The sequence below is a fragment of the Pseudalkalibacillus sp. Hm43 genome, assembly GCF_051842935.1.
GTDB lineage: Bacteria > Bacillota > Bacilli > Bacillales > Fictibacillaceae > Pseudalkalibacillus.
Genome location: NZ_JBPXRR010000001.1, coordinates 1,970,534 through 1,991,514 on the forward strand (window position 1 = coordinate 1,970,534; position 20,981 = coordinate 1,991,514).

Sequence of the window (20,981 nt, forward strand, 5' to 3'; positions counted from 1 at the left end):
TTCGGTTTTTCCTATTTTGGAGGATAGAAAGAGCGTGTTTCTATCCTTCATTTTCGCTTTTTCCCATTTTGGAGGATAGAAAGAGCCCGATTCTATCCTTCATTTCACGATTTTCCTATTTTGGAGGATAGAAAGCGCTCGTTTCTATCCCTCATTTGCCACTTTTCCCGTTTTTGAGGACAGAAACAAAAAAACAGCCCTCTGCGAGGACTGTTTTTGCTTATCTTTTCATTTCATCTGTATCAAGAATGAGGGTGACAGGACCGTCGTTGTGAATCTGGACATCCATCATGGCACCGAACTGTCCGGTTTCCACATGAATGCCTTTTTCATTCAGTAATCCGTTGAACTTCTCATACAGATCTTCAGCCACATCTGGTTTCGCTGCATTCATGAAGTTCGGTCTTCGTCCCTTTCGGCAATCCCCATATAAGGTGAACTGAGAAACGGATAAAATCCCTCCATCGATGTCCAACAATGAATGGTTCATCTTACCGTTTTCATCTTCAAAAATGCGCAGGTTGGGTATTTTATCAGCTAGGAATTGTACGTCCTCCAGGGTATCTTCATGCGTGACACCGACAAGGAGCACAAGTCCTTTCTCGATTTCACCAACTGTTTGGTCTTTCACAAGCACTTTACCACTTGAGACCCTTTGCACGACTACTCGCATCAGGTTTTCCCTCCAATTACTGCATCACTCTTCGGACAGCGTAGATATCTGGTATCCGTTTGATTCGCTCGACCACTTTTTGCAGGTGATTGACGTTCTGGATTGAAATCGTCATATTGATCGTCGCCATCTTGTTCTTATCGGAACGCCCGGACACTGCACTGATATTCGTCTTCGTTTCAGCAACAGCATGAAGGACTTCGTTCAACAATCCCCTGCGATCAAATCCGTTGATTTCAATGTCGACACTGTAATTCTTCGTCTGTTCATGTGCCCCTTCCCATTCGACTGGGAGTAAGCGGGTTTCATCGTTTTCTACATCAATGTTCGGACAATCCTTCCGGTGGATGGATACGCCACGGCCCTTCGTAATATAACCGACGATATCATCCCCTGGAACAGGATTACAGCATTTTGAAAGACGGATCAATAAATTATCAATGCCTTTTACTTGAACACCGACTTCTGTTCGTTTTCTTTGCGGATAACTCTTTGTTTCGTTGATCGTATTCAGAAGGCTTTCCGTTTCCGCCTCGCTCTTCTGCTTTCGAATCTTATCTGCTAGACGAGTTGCAATTTGAGAAGCTGTAATACCACCATAACCGACAGCAGCATACATGTCTTCAATATTGGAAAAACTGTATTTTTCTGCAACACGATCCAGGTTCTCTTGCGTGACGACGTCTTTCAACTCGTAACCGTCGTTTTTGACTTCTTTTTCAATCAGTTCTTTACCCTTCGCGACATTCTCTTCGCGTTTTTCTTTCTTGAACCATTGACGAATCTTATTCTTCGCATGTGAACTCTGGCTAAGCTTCAACCAGTCCTGACTCGGTCCATACGAATGTTTGGAAGTCAGAACCTCCACTATGTCACCGGTCTTCAACTTGTAATCGAGCGGCACCATTTTGCCGTTGATCTTCGCACCGATACATTGATTCCCGATCTCCGTATGAATCCGATAGGCAAAGTCAATCGGCACGGACCCTGATGGAAGCTCGATAACATCTCCCTTAGGTGTGAACACGAAAACCATGTCAGAGAATAGATCGACTTTCAAGGATTCCATGAATTCCTCTGCATCACTTGCGTCATTTTGCCACTCGAGAATTTCCCGGAACCACGTCAATTTCTCTTCAAACGTGTTCTTACCTGAGTTGTTCATCCCTTCCTTGTAGGCCCAATGCGCCGCGATCCCGTATTCAGCTACACGGTGCATATCCTCGGTACGGATTTGTACCTCAAGCGGGTCGCCTTTCGGTCCAATCACCGTCGTATGAAGGGATTGATACATATTCGCTTTCGGCATTGCAATATAATCTTTAAAACGACCAGGCATCGGTTTCCAGCATGTGTGGATGATTCCAAGAATCGCATAACAATCTCGGATATTATCAACAATCACACGAACAGCGAGCAAATCGTAAATTTCGTTGAATTGCTTGTTCTGTTTCGTCATCTTGCGATAGATGCTGTAAATATGCTTAGGACGCCCCCAAATATCAGCATCGATATTGACTTCTTCAAGTCGTCCACGTATGTCCTCAATTACTTCCTGGACATATTGTTCACGTTCATTCCGCTTCTGTTTCATCAAATTGACAATCCGGTAGTATTGCTGAGGATTCAAATATCGCAACGATACATCCTCAAGTTCCCACTTGATCGTCGAAATACCGAGACGGTGTGCAAGCGGTGCAAAGATTTCCAACGTTTCGTTCGCTTTTTGGATCTGCTTTTCCTTCGGCATATGCTTCAACGTACGCATATTGTGTAGGCGATCGGCCAGCTTAATCAGGATACATCGGATATCCTGAGCCATTGCGACGAACATTTTCCGATGGTTCTCTGCCTGTTGTTCTTCTTTGGATTTGAATTTGATCTTCTTCAATTTCGTGACGCCATCCACGAGCATGGCGACTTCTTCATCAAATGCTTCTTTCAAGTCATCTAGAGAAACATCTGTATCTTCAACGACATCATGAAGAAACCCTGCCGCAATCGTGGTTGAATCCATTTCCAAGTTCACAAGGATATCTGCCACTTCAACAGGATGATCAATATAAGGGTCGCCTGATTTACGGAATTGCCCTTCATGAGCATCTCTCGCAAATTCATACGCCCTTTGCAAATAATCTATATCATCTTTCGGCAAGTAGGTTGCCGCTTTATTAAGTACATCTTGAATGGCCATACAATCACCTATCATATGTTGATTGGTATATAAATTCTATTATCGTTAAAATTTGACTCCATGTAAAGTGAAAATCGAAAATTGTCGATTCGCCTCTAACTTGTAATCTCTGGAAATTATAGTGTTGAGAATTTCTTAAAATCAAATGTATACAACGTTTGGACTCTTAAGATATTCTCATTACCATATTCAGGTTCCTTCACGATTTCATCAGACGAAAAAGAAATTTGAAATGTACAAAACGAGCCCGAAAACCGAGCCCGTTTGAAAATCTCAATATTAATATTGCATCAATGTGAAGATATCATAGCCGTCTAATTTGTCACGGCCATTCAAGTAAGTCAATTCAATCATGAATGCGATTCCAGCTACGACACCACCGAGCTTTTCAACCAGCTGGACAGTTGCATCAATTGTTCCACCAGTTGCAAGCAGATCGTCAGTAATCAAGACGCGTTGACCTGGTTTGATCGCATCTTTATGAATCGTAAGTACATCTTTTCCGTATTCTTTTCCGTAGTCCACTTTCTCCACTTCACGAGGAAGTTTTCCGTCTTTACGGATCGGTACGAAGCCGATATTCATCGCGTATGCCACAGGACAACCGACGATGAATCCTCTTGCTTCAGGTCCGACGACGACATCAATTTGCTTTTCTTGCGCGTATGTCACGATGTCATCCATCGCTTTTTTATAAACATCCCCTTGTTGCATAAGGGTCGTGATATCTTTGAATCGAATCCCTTCTTGAGGGAAATCCTCAACTACTTCAATATATTTTTTGTAATCCATCTCTACTAGTAAGCCTCCTCAAATCGAACACCATCATTTTCTTCCTCAAAAAACCAGCGTTTTAACTCACGATAGGAGGAGTAACATAGGTCGTTTTCTAGACTCATCTGTTCTTGTTTTCTCCTATACGTTTTTGAATCTGTAAGCGGTCGTTTCATCGGTTGATCCGACACTGTAATAACACCATTGTCTATTGTAACAAATTCAAGCTCAAAAAACACCTCTGTCATAAAATAGACAGACTCTTTCGTCCAGCCTTTGTAGGATGCGAGCTCTTTCGCCTGTTTCTTATAGTCGAACGTTCCTTTTTTCTTCAGGAAGGCATAGAACCATTTGAACGCTTCACGAGTCGGAATCGGGTTGAAATAATGATCTTCTTCATGATGAAAAACGGTGTACACCCGTTCTGCATTCGAACCGAAGAACATCAATTTTTTCAATTGATCCTTACTTTTCGGCAGATCCAATATAATCAAATATTGTCCATCAATCTGTAAGTGATCAAGAGATTCATCTTCTGACACATGGTAGATTCGTTCCTGCCAATCTCCTAGCTCCAATTGTTGGACAGTGTCAGTCTGGAAGGCGAGCAGCTGTACCTTCTCCCGATCGAGTAAGTCCAACCGATCTTTCAAATTTTTGATCCCCCGATAATCGAACAATTGCTTCTCCTTCACTGCAATATCTTGCAGCATCAATTGGGGCTTCCGGAAACCGTTCCATTCGTTGATGGATAACTCCCCGACAACAGATAAAGATGCATTTGGTGTAATCTCTTCAAAGACATCTCCGAAATGGAAGCCGATGACATCTAAAGTGTTGGTCTCCCCTTTCAATGAGAGTTTCAAATGTTTCGAGTCACTGCCGATTCTACGAAACTCATTCAATTTACATTGTTCAATGAGAAACTTCGGTTTCGGGTTCTCGACTCCGAAGGGCTCTAATGCTTGAAGTTCCTCAATCACTTCGAGTGAGACGTCATCCACAGAACATTCTAGGTCAACGGGGGTAATCGGTGTGAAATCATCCACTGTCAATTTTTCTTCAGCTAATTTGTTCAGTCTGTACCGCAAATCGTCCAAGTATTGAAGGTCCAACGTCATCCCTGCTGCCATCGGATGACCGCCGAAATGAGGAAGAATGTCACGACACTCTGATAGATTTGCGAACATATCAAAACCGACGATACTTCTCGCAGATCCTTTGGCAACACCCTTCTCTCGATCAATACTTAAAATGATCGTCGGTCTATAATACTTCTCAACGATTCTGGAAGCGACAATTCCTATGACCCCTGGATTCCAGCCTTCTTTTGCGATGATGAGGGCGGAATGATCCTCTGGTGGATATTCCTCCTCCACAATTTTGACCGCTTCTTTCGTCATTTGATTGACCAGATTCTGACGCTCCTTGTTCATCGCGTCGATCTCTGCTGCAATCATTTCCGCTTGTTCAGGGTCATCAGTCGTGAAAAGATCCACAGCTGGATCTGCAGAATCCAGACGACCGGCTGCATTCACACGTGGACCGATTCCGAATCCGATGTGTTCTGAATTCAACACTTGATCCTTAATGTTACAAAGCTTCAATAGAGCTTGAAGCCCTGGCTTTTCCGTACGTTGTAGCCTGGCAATGCCTCGTTTGGCGATCATTCGGTTTTCATCCACGAGTGGTACTAAGTCGGCAATCGTACCGATACAGGCAATATCCAACAAATGCACCGGCGGTTTCCCAAGGAGTGCATGGGACAATTTAATGGCCACACCAACTCCTGCCAACCCTTTGAACGGATAAGGACAACCTGGTTTCTTCGGATTGATGGTCGCGTATGCCTCCGGCAATTCGGGTTGCGGCTCATGGTGATCGGTGATGATCAGGTCGATTCCTATTTTCTTCGCGACTGAAGCTTCATGTATGGCCGATATACCTGTATCTACCGTGATGATGAGCGAATAGCCTTGTTCTTTCGCCCAACGAAATGCAGCTTCATTCGGACCGTATCCTTCTGTGAACCGGTTCGGAATATAATAATCGAAATCTGCATTCATTTCGCGCAATGTATAGACCATGACCGAGGTACTGCTTACACCATCGGCATCATAGTCTCCGAATATCAATATTTTCTCATTTTGTTCAATCGCTTTTTGGATTCTTTCTACAGCTTCTTTCATGCCGTCCATCAGATAAGGATCATGAAATTCAGCATGTTCTGTATGTAAAAACTCCGTTGCTTCATCTAAGTTATGTTTTCCTCGATTTACAAGCAAACCCGCTACGAGCGGGGATATTTCAAGGTGTTGGACCAACTGATCGACTTTCTCCTGGTCGGTTTCGGTCACGCTCCACCTCGTTTTCGCATTCAACATAAAACCACCTCTTGACTCACTCATTATACAAGAGCGGTCGAAGAGGTGGCAAATACAATTTCAATTTATGATGGCGTGTTTTCAACTGATTTGTTTTGATCAGTGGGTTCTTGTTTCACTGTTTTTTCTTTTTCTGTACGGTTTTTTGAATCTGCATTCAGTTGTTGATTTTCTCTTCGTAACAACCGTAATTCCTTTTTCATGGATAAAAAGCGTACGGAACCCGCGAAGCCTACTGTCAATGCGCCTAAGAGTGCCGAGCCTAAAATGACAAGTACAAGTGGCCATTGTGCTGTTCCGAACAGATAATCCACTTCAACAGCATCTACATTGATGACGGCAAAAACGGCGACGATGATGGCGAACAACAAAACGATGATCAAGCTCCATTCTCTTCTCATAAGTCTTCACCACCCTTTTCTTCCTGGTATGGATTGATATGGACGAAAACATCTCTTACCAGCGTCTGTTCAATCAAACGGTTTTTCACTTCTTTTCCAATGTCATGCCCTTGCTGAACGGTAATTTCCGGATCGACAGCAACCTTGATATCGATGATGACATAATAACCATGTTCTCTTGCGAAAAACTCATCCAGATTCAATACGCCTTCTACACTTTCTACGATTTTCTTCATTTCAACCGTATCTTCTTCATGCAACACATGATCAAGCGTATTGTGGATGGACTCTGCACCGAGTTTCCAGGAAATGCGGAGTACAAGGAGTGAAACGGCAAGGCCCGCAATCGGATCGGCATATTCAAGCCAGCTGATGTTAAGTTTTCCACCGATTACAGCAGCTCCGATTCCAATCAAGGCTGCAATAGAGGAATAGACATCTGACCGATGTTCATATGCATTATTGATGACGGCATCACTATTAATTCTTTTTCCCAATCGGATCTTATATTGAAACATCAGTTCCTTTGAGATGATGGAGAAGATGACCGCATATATTGCCCAAACTTTCGGTGCTTCAATCGGATGGAAGAACGCTTCAATAGATGAATATCCGATTTCAAGTCCAACGACAAACAATAAAACAGCTACGATGATGGCTGCAATCGATTCTGCTTTTCCATGACCATACGGATGATCCCGGTCTGGCGGAAGTTTTGCTGCCCGAAGTCCAAGGAGTACCGCAAACGAACCAGCCACATCAGAAGCGGAATGAACAGCGTCTGCGATCAACGCACGACTATTTGAAAGGAAACCTACGACCCCTTTTACGATGGCGAGCACAAGATTTCCTAATATACCGACCCAAGCTGCAAATTCCCCTTGTTTAAACCGATCATTTTGATCCACAATAACCACTCCATACTTACATTCTACATAATCATTCTACGATTATATTCAACATATACCTGTCATTTTACACTTCATTCTTCTTATGAAAAAGAAAAGCGGTTGACCGAAGCCAACCGTTTTTCATTATTCTGCTGTTTCAGCAGGCTTTACACGTTTTTTCTTCAACTGCTTGCCTTTCCATACCAACCAGATTTGGGAGGCGATGAACAAGGACGAATACGTACCGGCAACAAGTCCTACGAGAAGGGCGAACGAGAAGTTACGGATCGCTTCACTTCCGAAGATCATCAAGGCTGCCGCAGCAAACACAACAGTCAATACTGTATTGATTGAACGAGCTAGCGTTTGAACCAAGCTGACGTTGACGACTTTCGATAAGTCTGCAAACGTCTTGATTTTCATGTACTTCGAGTTCTCACGTATCCGGTCAAAGGTGACGATCGTATCGTTGATCGAGTAACCGACAATCGTGAGGACTGCTGCAATGAACGGTAGATCGACCTCGATCTGTAATAGACTGAAGATCGCGATGATGAAGAACGCATCATGGAGCAACGCAACAATGGATGCTAATGCTTTCAACCACTCGAATCGGATCGTTACATAAATGATGATCCCGATTGACGCGATGGCGATCGCATACATGGCGTTTTTCGCAAGTTCACGTCCTACCGTCGGATCGACAGTACTTACATTCGGCTCTTGTCCGTATTCTTTCTGGAAGAACGACTTCAATTCACCGATTTCACCTTGACTGAGGACACCGACATAACGGGCAACAGCGATGTTTTCATTGTCACCTGAAATGATGACTTCTTCCGCTTCCAAATCAAGAGCTTGCAACTGCTCTTTGATTTTGTCATCTGTAAGTGATTGATCTGCTGTAATTTCAACACGACTTCCACTTTCAAAATCAATACCCAAGTTCAAGTTGAAGATGAGTAAGGATGCGATTCCAAGTCCAATCAATACAGATGATAGGGTAAAGAACTTTTTACGGTGTTGAACGAAATCGAAGTTCTTGAATTTACTATTTGAAATATCCAGTCGATCTGTATCATCTAGATCTTTGATTTGATCTTCTTTGACTCCGAAGTAACCCGGCTTCTTGTTCAGGATACGGCTGTTTACCCATAATCCTAGTAACAGACGTGAACCATAGACTGCTGTCAGGAAGCTCGCAAGGATACTGATGATCAATACGAGTGCAAATCCTTTTACAGAGCTTGTTCCGAAGAAGAACAATACAGATGCAGCAAGAATCGTCGTAATATTAGCATCTAAGATGGTAGATAGAGATCGTTTGTTTCCTGCTTTAAAAGCAGACATGACTGACTTCCCTGATCTTAGCTCTTCCTTGATCCGTTCGTAGGTGATGATGTTGGCGTCAACAGCCATACCAACCCCTAGAATCAAGGCTGCGATTCCTGGTAAGGTCAGTACCCCATCCATCCAATCAAATATGAGTAAGATGAGATAGATGTATGCAGAAAGCGTGATGACTGCAATGACTCCAGGTACACGATAGAAGAAAAGCATGAACAAGAAGATGAATGCAATACCGACTGCACCAGCGACAACGGTCTTATCCAGTGAGTCTTGTCCAAATTTAGCACCGACGGAAGTGGAGTAGATTTCCTTCAACTTCACCGGAAGTGAACCTGCGTTTAATAGATCAACAAGGTTCTGAGCTTCTTGGATGGTTTCCATACCATCGATTGTTGCTTGATCGGAATTAATCGGTTTATCCACAAAAGGTGCTGAAATGTATTTCGGATCTTCTTTTTTCGACTCCTCTTCAAAAGAATCTCCTTCACGATAATCTAACCAAATGACCAACCTGTTTTCAGGATAAGGCATTTGGGAGATTTCGCTTGTTATTTGTCCAAACTTGTCTCCATCTTTCAACTGTAAAGCAACGATTGGTTGATTGGTTTCTTGTATGAACTCAACCTTCGCTCCGCCTTCTTTCAAGTCTGAACCTTTCATTCTTACTTGATCTTCAACGTCACGGAAGGTCAGTTCTGCCTGAGTTGATAATAATTCTCTCGCTTTGTTCTGGTCATCAACGCCAGCGAGCTGAACTCTAATCCGTTCGCCTTCAATTTGAATGTTCGGCTCGGATACACCGAGTACGTCTACACGCTTTCTTAAAGCACTAACCGTGCTATTCAGTAGATCCTTATCAATTTTTTGTCCTTCGTCAGTAGGTTCGACATCGTAAAGAACCTCAAATCCACCTTGAAGGTCCAGTCCTAATTTGATATTTTGGACGATGTCTTTCGTCGTTACGCCTAATGTTCCAGCTATCATGATAACAAGCAGGAAAAAGGCAACGATCCGTCCTCTTTTTACCATATGTATTTTCCTCCCCTATGCCGACAATCTGGATGCGCATCTTCGTGTTATGTAATGACAGTACATCCTATTATATCCATCCCTTGAATGGAGTGTCAATTTTGCTCGAAATCGTCAAATGAGTACCAACTGTCGTCTGTCACAGCTTGGATGGTGAGCCAGTTCATGAAATCGTTAGTGGATAGAGTCATGATGGTGTTCACGACTTGATGAATGCGCCATTCTTCATCTTTCTGTTTTTTGGCCCGTGAAACAATGCATTTCCATATTTCACTTTCCTTCACACTTTCATACCCCATGAAATGCAATTCTTCCTTTTTGCTCTTTAAAGCGGGTTTTACTTCTGGGAGCCAATCCTCTAATTTCATTAATTCAGCCATCTTCAGATCCTCCTTTTAGCACGATATATTGGTGAAAGTAGCTCAACCCCTATTGAAACACTTTGGAATGGGCTACTTTCATTTTTAAAGAGAAAAATCCTTAACTGTTTAACTAAAAGATTGAGTAAATTGCGAATCCAACGCCTAATCCAGCGATGACGACTCCAAAAGCAATCGCCAGGAATGCATAATGAAAGCGGATGTTAAATAGTGCTGCCGCTACACATGCACTGTAAGCTCCTGTGGTCGGAAGCGGAACCGCAGTGAATAAGATCAAGCCAAGAGCTCCGAACCGCTCGACGTTTTTGCTGTTTCGAAGTGTCCGTTCATAAAGCCAACTGTAAAACCGCTTGTACCAGGCGAAACGCATCATGATGTTGCTCAACGGTCTGAATAGAATCAATAATGGAATGATCGGCAGTAAATTGCCTAATACCGATAAGGCAAACGCGGTCCAGAAATCATATCCGAATGTGTAGGCAAGCGGTATGCCTCCTCGCAATTCCAGAATCGGCATTGCCGAAACAATGACCACAATCAATTCATCCGGTAAGAAACTCAGATGTTCAACCACATATCGTTTAATCTCTTCCTTCAACTTCTACACCCCAAATATATACTTGTCATGCTTGGCCTCCTTCGACGCATATACATGTTTGTAAGTGCGGCACCCTGTTATGGACCGCATCCCTTATCGTTTATGTATGTGAAGAAGGCAGGTACAATTCATGTCAAAACAAACATTCATACAAGGTACGATGATTCTCATTTTAGCAGGTTTGATCACAAAAATATTAGGCTTCATCAATCGGATCGTAATCGCCCGTATCATGGGGCCAGAAGGTGTCGGGCTGTATATGATGGCTGTCCCGACTTTACTGCTTACGATCACATTGACGCGCCTAGGTTTACCTGTCGCGATTTCTAAAATGGTTGCTGAAGCAGATGCACAACGAAACCCGAAGAAAATCAAGCAAATCCTTGTCGTGTCTTTAGCCATCACTGGGATATTAAGCCTCATCTTTACGACGGCCATGATTGCACTTGCACCTATTTTATCACAGATTCTAAAGGATGAGAGAACTTATTATCCATTAATCGCGATTGCTCCAGTCGTTCCGATTGTCGCACTCTCCTCCGTCATCCGAGGGTACTTCCAGGGTCATCAGAACATGCGCCCCTCCGCCTATTCACAAGTCATTGAACAGGTGGTACGGATTACACTCGTCGCCGTTCTGACAGGTGCTTTCCTTCCTTATGGAATCGAATTTGCAGCTGCAGGTGCGATGATCTCCGTCGTCATCGGGGAGCTTGCATCGCTTTTCTACATGTTCTCCATGTTTAAAATGCAAAAGAGGATTCGTATCCGGAAAGGATTTTTCGACTATGTGACCAAAGGGAAAGAAACCTTCAACCAACTGATGAAAATATCGCTACCTACGACAGCAAGTCAGCTCGTTGGTTCAATTTCGTATTTCTTTGAGCCGATCGTCGTTGCAAACAGCCTAGCGATAGCGGGCATTTCAACGGTCATCGCCACTCAGCAATACGGTGCTCTTGCAGGTTACGTCATCCCATTCTTAACTTTACCGATGTTCATCACTTATTCTTTGTCCGTTTCTCTCGTTCCAGCCATCAGTGAAGCAGCTGCCCAAAAGAAATTCCAGGTCGTGGAGCGTCGATTGAACCAAGCTCTACGGATTGCAATGCTTTCTGGTGGGATTTCTGTCGTTATCACCTATGTTTTGGCAGCGCCGTTGATGGATCTAATGTACGACACACCTCAAGTATCCATCTATGTAAAGTTGATGGCACCATTCTTCTTCTTCCTCTACTTCCAGGGGCCTTTACAAGCCGTATTGCAAGCATTGGATCTTGCCAAAGCCGCCATGATCAACAGCATTATCGGAGCAATTCTGAAGATTGCACTCATCTTCCTTCTTGCAACACGGCCAGATTTAGGAATCATGGGAGTCGCGCTGGCCATCGTCATCAACATCATGCTGGTTACACTGCTGCATTTTTCAACTGTTGTTAAAGCAATCAGCTATACGATTGTTGTGAAGGATTATGTGAAAGGAATCCTCGCGATTGTCCTGACCGGAGGAGCTGTCACATGGTTCACAAAAGTGCTTGATAAGAGTCTTTTGAGTGATACATTACTCTCCATCGGATTTGCTGTCATCCTATATCTCACTTTGATCATCGTCTTTAACCTTGTGAAAAAAGAAGATGTTCAGTACGTACCCTTCTTGAAAAAGTTCATCCGATAATGAAAAAAGCTGATCCATATTTCGTATCGGATCAGCTTTATCTATTATAACCATTCTTCTTGTGGGGCAGCCTCTGGCTTCACAACGTAGTACAAGCGATAAGCTCTTGTGTACCAGAATTGGATGACGGGTCCGAGAAATAGGACAAGTATTCCTGTTCCTATACCGACAGGTCCACCAATAAGAACTGCAATTGTCGCAACGATTACTGCTACAATTGTTTGCCCCATACGCAAACTCAAATTAAAACGTGCGCTGATGGCAAGAAACAGTTGATCGACTGGCGCTCTCGGGAATTGTGGCAAGATATAGATGGCTACACCAAGTCCAATTGCAGCCATACCCGCTCCAAGCGTGAGGGCTTTGATCACAACTGGAGCTGCCGACAGATCGAATGATGCAAACACGATCTCAAGCCAAAAATCCAAGATGAAACTTTCCAGCACGACGGGTATCAATGCCATGAATTCAGGATGTTGTTTCATTAATTTTGCGTTGATGAAAATGATCAGGAACTGGAAGACTCCATACCAGAATCCGACAGTCATTCCGAACAAATCGGATAGGCCGAGGAAAAAGGAAGTCCAGAACCCTGCTCCGAGTGTCGCATGGATGACCATCGCAACCCCGAAGAAGTTGACAAACATACCTAGAAGGTAAACCGTAACACGATAGAACATTACGATCTCCTCCCTTCTTCATTTATATAGAAAACTTGGATTTCAAATTTTCTTCACCCGATTTTATTAGCGATTGATTTCACCGTCAATTATTTTCCCTCTAACATTTTGTTCCAATTTTCAAGTGGGGTTTTGCTGTATATATGTAAAGGTCAAAAATCCGCTCGAAATCACCCCTAACGCAAAAAAATCAACCGCTACACTTTAGGGTTGATTCCCGCTACTCATCCTTCGAATCGACGAAGAAGATTCCGTCAGCCTCCAATGAACAGAACGATATTTTTTTCAGGTCTTTATATCCGAGTTTTTTCAGCTCCTGGCGTAACCATAGCTCTGTTTTACCAAAGCGGTTCAGGTGTTCTTCTTGGATCTTTCCATCGAGTATCAAAGGTAAAGGATATAATGTACTTTCTCCGACTTCATCATCATCCTCTTTCCGAATCACCGACAATTTTCCCGATGGTTCCAGAATGGCAAACTCCACGTCCGACACTTTACTCACACCTTTTTCCCGTAGCTGTATGAGAAGATCCGAGAAATTATATTTTTGTTTCTTCATCTCCATCTCGTCAATCTTTCCGCGATCAATGATGACGGAAGGTTTCCCATCGATGATTTCTCTTAGCCGTTCACTCTTCAGTGACACGTAAGCAAAAACGATCTGGGCGATCAGCAGGATCCCGATGCCAAGTAAGGAATGGATCATCGGCTTCTCCGGACTTTCAATGGAAATGACGGCCAGCTCCGCAATCATGATGGATACGACGAAATCGACGACAGATATCTGACCGATCTCACGTTTTCCCATTAAGCGGAACACTAAAATGATGATCAAGTATATGAAAAATGTCCGAAACATGATGAGACCGTATTCCATGTAGTCTTCTCCCTTCTACATATAGTCTCACCGAGTTAGGAGAAGATATGAAAAAAATACAATGGAAATATTTTAGAGATACGCGAGCAAATAGCGTAAAATCAAGTAAATCGTCGCAATGATCAACGATATGATGACCACGGGAAAACCGATCAAAAAGAATTGTACAAAGCTGAAATGATTGTTCGATTTTGCTGCGAGACCAGCCACAATCACGTTGGCAGACGCGCCAATCAACGTGGCATTTCCCCCTAAACAGGAACCTAACGCGAGCGCCCACCAAAGTGGATCGAGATTCTGGATTCCATACTCTTTAAACTCCATGATCACCGGAATCATTGCTGCTACAAATGGAATATTGTCGACAAATCCGGATAAGAGACCTGAACCCCACAAGATGAAGATCGTCGTTTTCGGTACATCTCCCTCTGTGTAAGATAAGATCGCACGCGCCATCTCATCAATGATACCGACTTCAATCAAACCACCGACAAGGATGAATAAGCCGATGAAGAAGAACAGCGTCACCCATTCAACGGATTTGAACACCTCTTCAATATCCTGCTCCTTTGTTGTGAGAAGCAGCAATAACATAGCGCCACACATCGCCACCGTCGTCAAATCCAAGTGCAGGATCGGATGTAAGAGAAAACCCATAATCGTCATCAATAGCACGCTCACTGATTTATAGAGCATCGGTCCTTTTTTCAAGAACGAGTTCGGATCCAACCTCATCAATTCTTCCCGTTTGTCTTCTGAAATGTGGAGTGCATTTCGGTAAAAGAGAGCCATGCCTCCGATGACGACGATAAAAATTACAGCGACAACAGGCCCAAGATGAAACAGAAAATCATTGAAATCCAGGTGATCAACCGCTTGGCCAATCATGATATTCGGTGGATCGCCAATCAATGTCGAAGTGCCACCGATATTAGAAAAAAGGATTGCGCAGATCAAAAAAGGAACGCTGGTTACGTTCAGTAGGTTCGTCAGTGTAATGATAATCGGAACGAGCAACAAGACCGTCGTCACATTATCAAGAAAAGCTGAACCGACTGCTGTGATGGTGGACATCACCACCAGTAACGGAATCGACTTCCCTTTCACTTGCTGAGCGAGCTTGATGGCTATGTATTCGAAAACACCGTTCTGACTGGTGATCGATACGAGAATCATCATGGAAAAGAGCAATGCAATCGTATTCCAATCGACATGCTCGAATAAGGCCTGGTCTATATTCAGAATGCCCAAAACGAGCATGACGACTCCGCCACAACATGCAACGAGTGCACGATTGATCTTCTCCGTCATGATTCCGATGTAACTGATTAAAAAAATGATAAACGCTAAGGTTACGTTCACATTTCCCATCCTCTACTTGTCCGTAATACTACATCGTATGTAATAGCACAAGTAAACATGTTCGACTTCTATTTCATAGTCGTGCGGAATAAGTTGTACAAATGAGTATACATGCCTAAAAGGGGTGGGAAATATGTCTAGAAGAATGATTACCGCGATGGGCTTCGGACTAGTGGTCGTTTTGGCGATCATCATGTGCAGCAGCTTCTTGTTATCACTACTTCTCAGGTTCACGAGCCTGACTGAGCATTCGTTGACCTGGGTCATACTCGGTTTATCGATTTTAGCATTGTTCATTGGAGGAATGGTTTCCGGAAAGAAAGGAAAGGAAAAAGGCTGGATTCTCGGAGCGGGGACTGGGTTATTGTTCTCTGTTGTAGTGTTTCTCGTCCAATACCTTGGATACCAGGTGCAATTCGACCCTGAGCAATATTTGTACCATCTCGGATATTTGCTGGCTTCTGCACTAGGAGGTGTGATGGGGGTCAACCTGTCATCCCATAAGCACTGATTTGTGTCCATGCATTTCAACCGTCTATCACACGAAAAAAAAGAGGCTGTCCGTTCGAAACGGTTCAGCCTCTTTCTTTTAGGTTTTTTATTAGTTGTTCTCAGCTATTTCACGAATTGCAGAGCGATCATATGTAAGCTTAGATCCATCTCCTGCGCGAAGAACAACAGTGTTGTTATCCTCATCGATCGCTTCGATCGTCGCGTGGAATCCACCGATGGTGATGACGCGATTTCCTTTTTCAAGACTCGCCTGCATTTGAGCTGTCTTCTTTTGACGCTTCTGTTGAGGTCTGATCAAGATAAAGTAGAAGATTACAAACATTAGAATAATCGGTAATAATCCAGTTAATCCTTCCATGTTTCGTTCACCCCTTTCAACAAATCATGTATGTTAAAAGTTTTTTGCGTTAGGTTTATTGAAACCATATTGTTCAAAAAACTCTTCCCGGAAATCAAGCAATCGATCTTCTCGAATCGCCTGTCTTACCCGCTCCATCAATTTTAACAGAAAATGAAGGTTATGGTAAGTCGTCAAGCGGAAGCCGAATGTTTCACTGCTTTTGACGAGATGTCGGATATAAGCACGAGAGTAATTGCGGCAAGTATAACAATCGCAATTCTCATCCAATGGTCGGAAGTCCCGGCTGAATTTCGCATTGCGGACAACCAATCGCCCTTCACTCGTCATACACGTTCCATTCCGGGCAATTCGTGTAGGCAGCACACAATCAAACATATCAATACCACGGATCGCACCGTCGATGAGTGAATCCGGTGAACCGACTCCCATCAAGTATCTTGGCTTATCTTCCGGTAGCCATGGTGTCGTGAATTCCAGCACCCGATTCATGACATCCTTCGGTTCCCCTACGGAAAGTCCACCGACCGCATAGCCTGGGAAATCGAGTGATACGAGATCTTTCGCACTTTGCTTTCTTAGCTCTTCGTATTCTCCACCCTGGACGATTCCGAACAAGCCTTGATCCTCCGGGCGTTGATGGGCCTCCAAACATCGCTCCGCCCAACGGCTTGTCCGTTCAACGGATTGTCTCATATAGGAATACTCAGCCGGATACGGAGGACATTCATCGAATGCCATCATGATATCGGATCCGAGCGCATTCTGGATCTCCATCGCGCCTTCAGGTGTCAGAAACAGCTTTTCCCCACTCAAGTGATTCCGGAAATGGACACCTTCTTCGGTGATTTCCCGTAGGTCACTCAAACTGAATACCTGAAATCCACCCGAGTCGGTAAGGATTGCACCATCCCAGTTCATGAACTTATGAAGCCCGCCCGCTTCTTTTACGATATCATGACCAGGTCGAAGCCATAAGTGGTACGTATTACTGAGGATGATACCTGCTTCCATTTCCTTCAGTTCTTCAGGACTCATCGTCTTTACCGTCGCCAATGTACCTACAGGCATGAATACCGGTGTCTCGAAAGTTCCATGAGGTGTGTGTACCTTCCCTAAGCGAGCTCCTGATTGTTTACATGTCTTAATGTGTTCATAACGTATTGCACTCATAGATGTTTGGTACTCCCTTCAAGGATGAGCATCGAATCGCCGAAGCTGAAGAATCGGTATTCTTGTTGGACCGCTTCCTCATAAGCCTTCATGATTAATTCTTTTCCGGCTAAAGCACTCACCAACATGATCAATGTGGATTGAGGCAGATGAAAATTCGTTATCATGCCATCGATTCCCTTGAACTCAAATCCTGGATAAATGAAAATGTCAGTCCAGCCTGACTGTTCCTGGAACGATTCTGCGCCGTTCTGCATGATCGTTTCTAGTGTACGACAAGAGGTGGTTCCCACCGCAATGATGCGGCCCCCTTCTGAGCGTACCTGGTTCAGCAGGTTTGCTGTGCCTTTCGAGACCTGATAGTACTCTCCGTGCATTTCATGTTCCTCAACGTTTTCAGCAGTGACGGGTCGGAACGTACCAAGGCCGACGTGAAGCGTAATGTACGCCACGTGGATTCCACGCTCCTGCAGGTCAGCAATCAATTCCTCTGTAAAATGTAGACCCGCTGTCGGAGCTGCCACAGATCCCGTATGCTTCGAAAAAACCGTCTGATATCTTTCACGGTCGTTCAATTGTTCACGGATATAAGGTGGCAAAGGCATTTCCCCAAGCTCATCGAGCATTTCGAAGAACGTTCCACCTTCATAGTCAAATTTCAGAACCCGTTCACCTTGGTCTCCTTCTTGCATACATGTGGCTTTCAAACGTCCATCACCGAATGAGATGACAGTTCCTTCTTTAATACGCTTCGCCGGCTTGACGAGCGTCTTCCATGTATCCTTTTCTTCTTCTTTTAACAGTAATACTTCAATCTTCGCACCCGTATCGGCTTTCATACCGTACAATCGCGCAGGCATGACCCGTGTGTCATTCAGCACGAGACAATCTCCTGGTTGTAAAAATTCACTGACTTCACTGAAAGCGCGATTTTCTACACGTCCCATTTCAGGATCGACGACCATCATCCGTGATTTTGTGCGATCCTTCAACGGTGTTTGTGCAATTAGATGTTCTGGCAGATTGAAGTTGAATTCTTCCACTCTCATAATGCATTCACCTTGTTTTAAGATTTATTATTTATTTAAATCGTCCGAATAGGTAAAAGAGGAGCGACAAGACGATGCTGACTACGATCGAGGTGACAATAGGAAAGTAGAAGGTAGTATTCCCTTTTTTGAACATGATGTCTCCCGGCAGCTTTCCGATGAAACTGCCGATCAATCCAAATAAGATAAATACGATGCCGATGATGATGAAAATCTTATTCATGACCGTTTCGGTTCCTCCAAATTCAAATGCTGATATGCTAACCTTGTAGCCATACGACCACGTGGTGTCCGTTGGATGAATCCGATTTGTAGCAGGTAAGGTTCATAAACATCCTCAATCGTTTGAGGTTCCTCACCAATCGTTGCTGCAATCGTATTCAAACCGACAGGACCACCTTGATAATTTTCTATGATCCCTCTTAACAATTTATAGTCAATATTGTCTAATCCTAAACGGTCGACCTGTAGCCTTTCCAGCGCTTCGTCTGCAATGTTTTTCGTAATGATGCCATCACCTTGGACCTGAGCAAAGTCCCGGACCCGCTTCAACAAACGGTTCACGATCCGAGGTGTCCCTCTTGCCCGACGGCTCAATTCCTCTGCTGCATCCGGCTGAACCATTATATCAAAGAAATCTCCGGTACGGATGACAATTTCGGTCAAGTCATCCAGTTCATAATAATCCAAACGACTATGTACGCCAAAACGATCCCTAAGTGGTGCAGACAAAAGACCCGCTCTTGTCGTCGCGCCGACTAATGTAAAAGGAGGCAGATCCAAACGTACAGAACGAGCGGTTTCCCCTTTTCCAATGACGATATCCAGACAGAAATCTTCCATGGCAGGATATAAGACTTCCTCTACAGATCGATGAAGACGGTGGATTTCATCAATGAACAGGACGTCTCCCGGCTCCAACGCCGTTAAGATCGCTGCCAGATCACCAGGACGTTCAATCGCAGGTCCACTCGTCGTCCGGATATTCACACCCATTTCGTTTGCAATGATGCAGGACAATGTCGTTTTCCCAAGTCCAGGCGGACCATACAATAATACATGATCCAAAGGTTCACTACGCATTTTAGCCGCTTCAATGAATACTTGCAGGTTTTCTTTCACCTTGTGTTGGCCGATATATTGTTGGAGATATTGTGGACGCAGACTGAACTCCAACGTTTCATCGCCCTGATTCAATTCATTTGAAATGATACGATCTTCCATATTTCATCCACCTCGATCAATTCAGTAATAATTGCAAAGCTTTTTTTATGTATTGATCGGTTGAGAGTTCACCTTGTTCTTCAAGCTGCGGAACGATCTTTTTGATTTCCTTTTGACCATAACCGAGAGCCTCCAAGGCTTCCAAAGCATCATCCAAGCCTTCTTGTGGCGTGTAAGATTGGACAGGCTCTTCATCAAACAACGTTTCTGTCCAGTTAGGCAGCTTCCCTTTCAAATCCAGTATCATTTGTCTCGCTGTTTTTTTACCAACACCAGGGAATCGTGTGAGGAATTTTTCATCTTCATTCTCGATTGCCTGAACAACTTGTGTCGGTTTTCCGGAAGCGAGAATCGCCAATGCACCTTTCGGCCCTATTCCGGAAACTTGTATCAGCTTCATGAAAAGATCGCGCTCATCTAAATTTTCGAAGCCATATAAGGCCAATATATCTTCTCGTACATGTTGATACGTATAAATTGTCGTCGTCTTCCCAATTTCCCTTTGGTACACGAATGGGTTTGGACAGTTGATTTTGTATCCGATATGCCCACATTCAACAACAACGTGGTCGGTATGTATGTATTTCACTATGCCAGTAATATAATCAATCAACCTTTATTCTCCCCTTAAAATGCGAACATTTCTTCCTATTTCCTCATTGTAGCATATCCTTTTTAAAAAAGTCGAAAGAATCTCCCATGCTTCTCCCATGAAAAAAGCAACCCGTGAAGGTTGCTTGTACATTAATTCGTGGCATATGGTCGGAATCGTTCCAATACCTCAGTATATTCTTGTTTCGACTGGATTTTGATCCCTTGTTTCAGATCTTCCATCAGACCGCTTTCCAGTTTTTCTATGTCGATTTGGAAGAATGACTGGATCACTTCTTCCTCGTGCGGTCGCCCGTTGAAGATTGTCAGGATCCCCTCCTCTGTCAAACCGAAAAATCCATTCACCTTGGCTTGTGGAGAGATGTCATCCACTTGTTGTTCGAAGATGACTTTATTCACTTCTTGATCGACGAGTTGCCAGTCTGCATAATTCGCCCAGAAGTCCTCCATCGACCAGATCGTTTCATAGATGACTTCTTCACTTTGCTTCCCATCGATGTATGTTCGTTGAAGATAAACCTCGACCGTTATAGGTCCACTGACAGTTTGAGCTTCTACTTCAGCATATGGCTGCGTTTTCGTTTTCGAGGGCAAATTCGCCTTCACTTCATCTTCAAATGTATGAAACAAGAAGACGTAAACGGTCCCTAATACGGTTACTACTAAAGGAAAAACCCACGATGTTTTGATACGGAAGGATTTCACCTTACGATCACCTCACGAAGTTATTAAAGGCATAAGTTCAATCAATAATAGTTTTACCGTATTAAGGAAAAATATCCATA

General features: G+C 43.7%; 21 protein-coding genes. 2 read left to right on the plus strand and 19 right to left on the minus strand.

The features are described from left to right. Nucleotides 1-220 precede the first annotated feature (220 nt). The 9 genes from dtd to ACSVDE_RS10545 all read right to left on the minus strand — a co-directional run bounded on the left by dtd (nt 221) and on the right by ACSVDE_RS10545 (nt 10,673). Nucleotides 221-673, minus strand: a complete 453-nt coding sequence (dtd, locus tag ACSVDE_RS10505) for a D-aminoacyl-tRNA deacylase (protein ID WP_439300845.1) — start codon at nt 671-673, stop codon at nt 221-223. 16 nt (nt 674-689) lie between these two features. Then, nucleotides 690-2,867 (minus strand): RelA/SpoT family protein, encoded by a 2,178-nt coding sequence (locus tag ACSVDE_RS10510; RefSeq protein WP_439300846.1) that lies wholly within the window; start codon nt 2,865-2,867, stop codon nt 690-692. Between the two features lie 279 nt (nt 2,868-3,146). Beyond that, nucleotides 3,147-3,659, minus strand: a complete 513-nt coding sequence (locus ACSVDE_RS10515; RefSeq protein WP_439300847.1) for an adenine phosphoribosyltransferase — start codon at nt 3,657-3,659, stop codon at nt 3,147-3,149. 5 nt (nt 3,660-3,664) lie between these two features. After that, the gene (gene recJ, locus ACSVDE_RS10520; RefSeq protein ID WP_439300848.1) at nt 3,665-6,025 is read right to left on the minus strand and encodes a single-stranded-DNA-specific exonuclease RecJ; all 2,361 of its coding nucleotides are present in this window, start codon (nt 6,023-6,025) and stop codon (nt 3,665-3,667) included. A gap of 65 nt (nt 6,026-6,090) precedes the next feature. Next, complete coding sequence (locus ACSVDE_RS10525) at nt 6,091-6,426, minus strand: LapA family protein (RefSeq protein WP_439300849.1); 336 nt, start codon at nt 6,424-6,426, stop codon at nt 6,091-6,093. Continuing rightward, nucleotides 6,423-7,334: a cation diffusion facilitator family transporter gene (locus tag ACSVDE_RS10530; protein ID WP_439300850.1), complete on the minus strand. Its 912-nt coding sequence runs from the start codon at nt 7,332-7,334 to the stop codon at nt 6,423-6,425. Before ACSVDE_RS10530 ends, ACSVDE_RS10525 begins: the two co-directional genes overlap by 4 nt. 126 nt (nt 7,335-7,460) lie before the next feature. Then, nucleotides 7,461-9,695 (minus strand): protein translocase subunit SecDF, encoded by a 2,235-nt coding sequence (gene secDF / locus ACSVDE_RS10535; protein ID WP_439300851.1) that lies wholly within the window; start codon nt 9,693-9,695, stop codon nt 7,461-7,463. 95 nt (nt 9,696-9,790) lie between these two features. After that, on the minus strand, nt 9,791-10,075 hold the full coding sequence (locus ACSVDE_RS10540) for a post-transcriptional regulator (RefSeq protein WP_439300852.1): 285 nt from the start codon (nt 10,073-10,075) through the stop codon (nt 9,791-9,793). A gap of 112 nt (nt 10,076-10,187) precedes the next feature. Then, on the minus strand, nt 10,188-10,673 hold the full coding sequence (locus tag ACSVDE_RS10545; RefSeq protein WP_439300853.1) for a COG2426 family protein: 486 nt from the start codon (nt 10,671-10,673) through the stop codon (nt 10,188-10,190). Nucleotides 10,674-10,803: 130 nt separating this feature from the next. Between ACSVDE_RS10545 and spoVB the strand changes: the two genes are divergently transcribed. Then, complete coding sequence (gene spoVB / locus ACSVDE_RS10550; protein WP_439300854.1) at nt 10,804-12,348, plus strand: stage V sporulation protein B; 1,545 nt, start codon at nt 10,804-10,806, stop codon at nt 12,346-12,348. A 44-nt stretch (nt 12,349-12,392) separates the two neighbouring features. On the opposite strand, the gene ACSVDE_RS10555 is transcribed toward spoVB, so the two are convergent. From ACSVDE_RS10555 to ACSVDE_RS10565, 3 genes are all read right to left on the minus strand, one after another. Next, the gene (locus tag ACSVDE_RS10555) at nt 12,393-13,028 is read right to left on the minus strand and encodes a YczE/YyaS/YitT family protein (protein WP_439300855.1); all 636 of its coding nucleotides are present in this window, start codon (nt 13,026-13,028) and stop codon (nt 12,393-12,395) included. A gap of 220 nt (nt 13,029-13,248) precedes the next feature. After that, nucleotides 13,249-13,905 carry a DUF421 domain-containing protein gene (locus ACSVDE_RS10560; protein WP_439300856.1) on the minus strand — a complete coding sequence of 219 codons (657 nt, stop codon included), beginning with the start codon at nt 13,903-13,905 and terminating at the stop codon, nt 13,249-13,251. 72 nt (nt 13,906-13,977) lie between these two features. Then, nucleotides 13,978-15,276 (minus strand): ArsB/NhaD family transporter, encoded by a 1,299-nt coding sequence (locus ACSVDE_RS10565; RefSeq protein WP_439300857.1) that lies wholly within the window; start codon nt 15,274-15,276, stop codon nt 13,978-13,980. Between the two features lie 124 nt (nt 15,277-15,400). Here ACSVDE_RS10565 and ACSVDE_RS10570 point away from each other — a divergent pair, with 124 nt between their 5' ends. Further along, nucleotides 15,401-15,778 (plus strand): TIGR04086 family membrane protein, encoded by a 378-nt coding sequence (locus ACSVDE_RS10570; RefSeq protein WP_439300858.1) that lies wholly within the window; start codon nt 15,401-15,403, stop codon nt 15,776-15,778. Nucleotides 15,779-15,868: 90 nt separating this feature from the next. Here ACSVDE_RS10570 and yajC read toward each other — a convergent pair whose 3' ends face one another. The 7 genes from yajC to ACSVDE_RS10605 form a co-directional block, all read right to left on the minus strand. Beyond that, entirely contained in the window at nt 15,869-16,138 is a 270-nt protein-coding gene (yajC, locus tag ACSVDE_RS10575; RefSeq protein ID WP_226546620.1) for a preprotein translocase subunit YajC, read from the minus strand. 33 nt (nt 16,139-16,171) lie between these two features. Next, nucleotides 16,172-17,311 carry a tRNA guanosine(34) transglycosylase Tgt gene (tgt, locus tag ACSVDE_RS10580; RefSeq protein ID WP_439300859.1) on the minus strand — a complete coding sequence of 380 codons (1,140 nt, stop codon included), beginning with the start codon at nt 17,309-17,311 and terminating at the stop codon, nt 16,172-16,174. Further along, on the minus strand, nt 17,308-18,360 hold the full coding sequence (queA, locus tag ACSVDE_RS10585) for a tRNA preQ1(34) S-adenosylmethionine ribosyltransferase-isomerase QueA (RefSeq protein ID WP_439300860.1): 1,053 nt from the start codon (nt 18,358-18,360) through the stop codon (nt 17,308-17,310). The genes tgt and queA overlap by 4 nt, the downstream gene beginning before the upstream one ends. Nucleotides 18,361-18,391: 31 nt before the next feature. Beyond that, nucleotides 18,392-18,583, minus strand: coding sequence for a DUF2905 domain-containing protein (locus ACSVDE_RS10590; RefSeq protein ID WP_439300861.1), 192 nt, complete (start codon nt 18,581-18,583; stop codon nt 18,392-18,394). Next, nucleotides 18,580-19,584 carry a Holliday junction branch migration DNA helicase RuvB gene (ruvB, locus tag ACSVDE_RS10595; protein ID WP_439300862.1) on the minus strand — a complete coding sequence of 335 codons (1,005 nt, stop codon included), beginning with the start codon at nt 19,582-19,584 and terminating at the stop codon, nt 18,580-18,582. Before ruvB ends, ACSVDE_RS10590 begins: the two co-directional genes overlap by 4 nt. Nucleotides 19,585-19,600: 16 nt before the next feature. After that, nucleotides 19,601-20,197 carry a Holliday junction branch migration protein RuvA gene (ruvA, locus tag ACSVDE_RS10600; RefSeq protein WP_439300863.1) on the minus strand — a complete coding sequence of 199 codons (597 nt, stop codon included), beginning with the start codon at nt 20,195-20,197 and terminating at the stop codon, nt 19,601-19,603. 131 nt (nt 20,198-20,328) lie between these two features. Further along, the gene (locus ACSVDE_RS10605; protein WP_439300864.1) at nt 20,329-20,901 is read right to left on the minus strand and encodes a BofC C-terminal domain-containing protein; all 573 of its coding nucleotides are present in this window, start codon (nt 20,899-20,901) and stop codon (nt 20,329-20,331) included. Between the last annotated feature and the right edge of the window lie 80 nt (nt 20,902-20,981).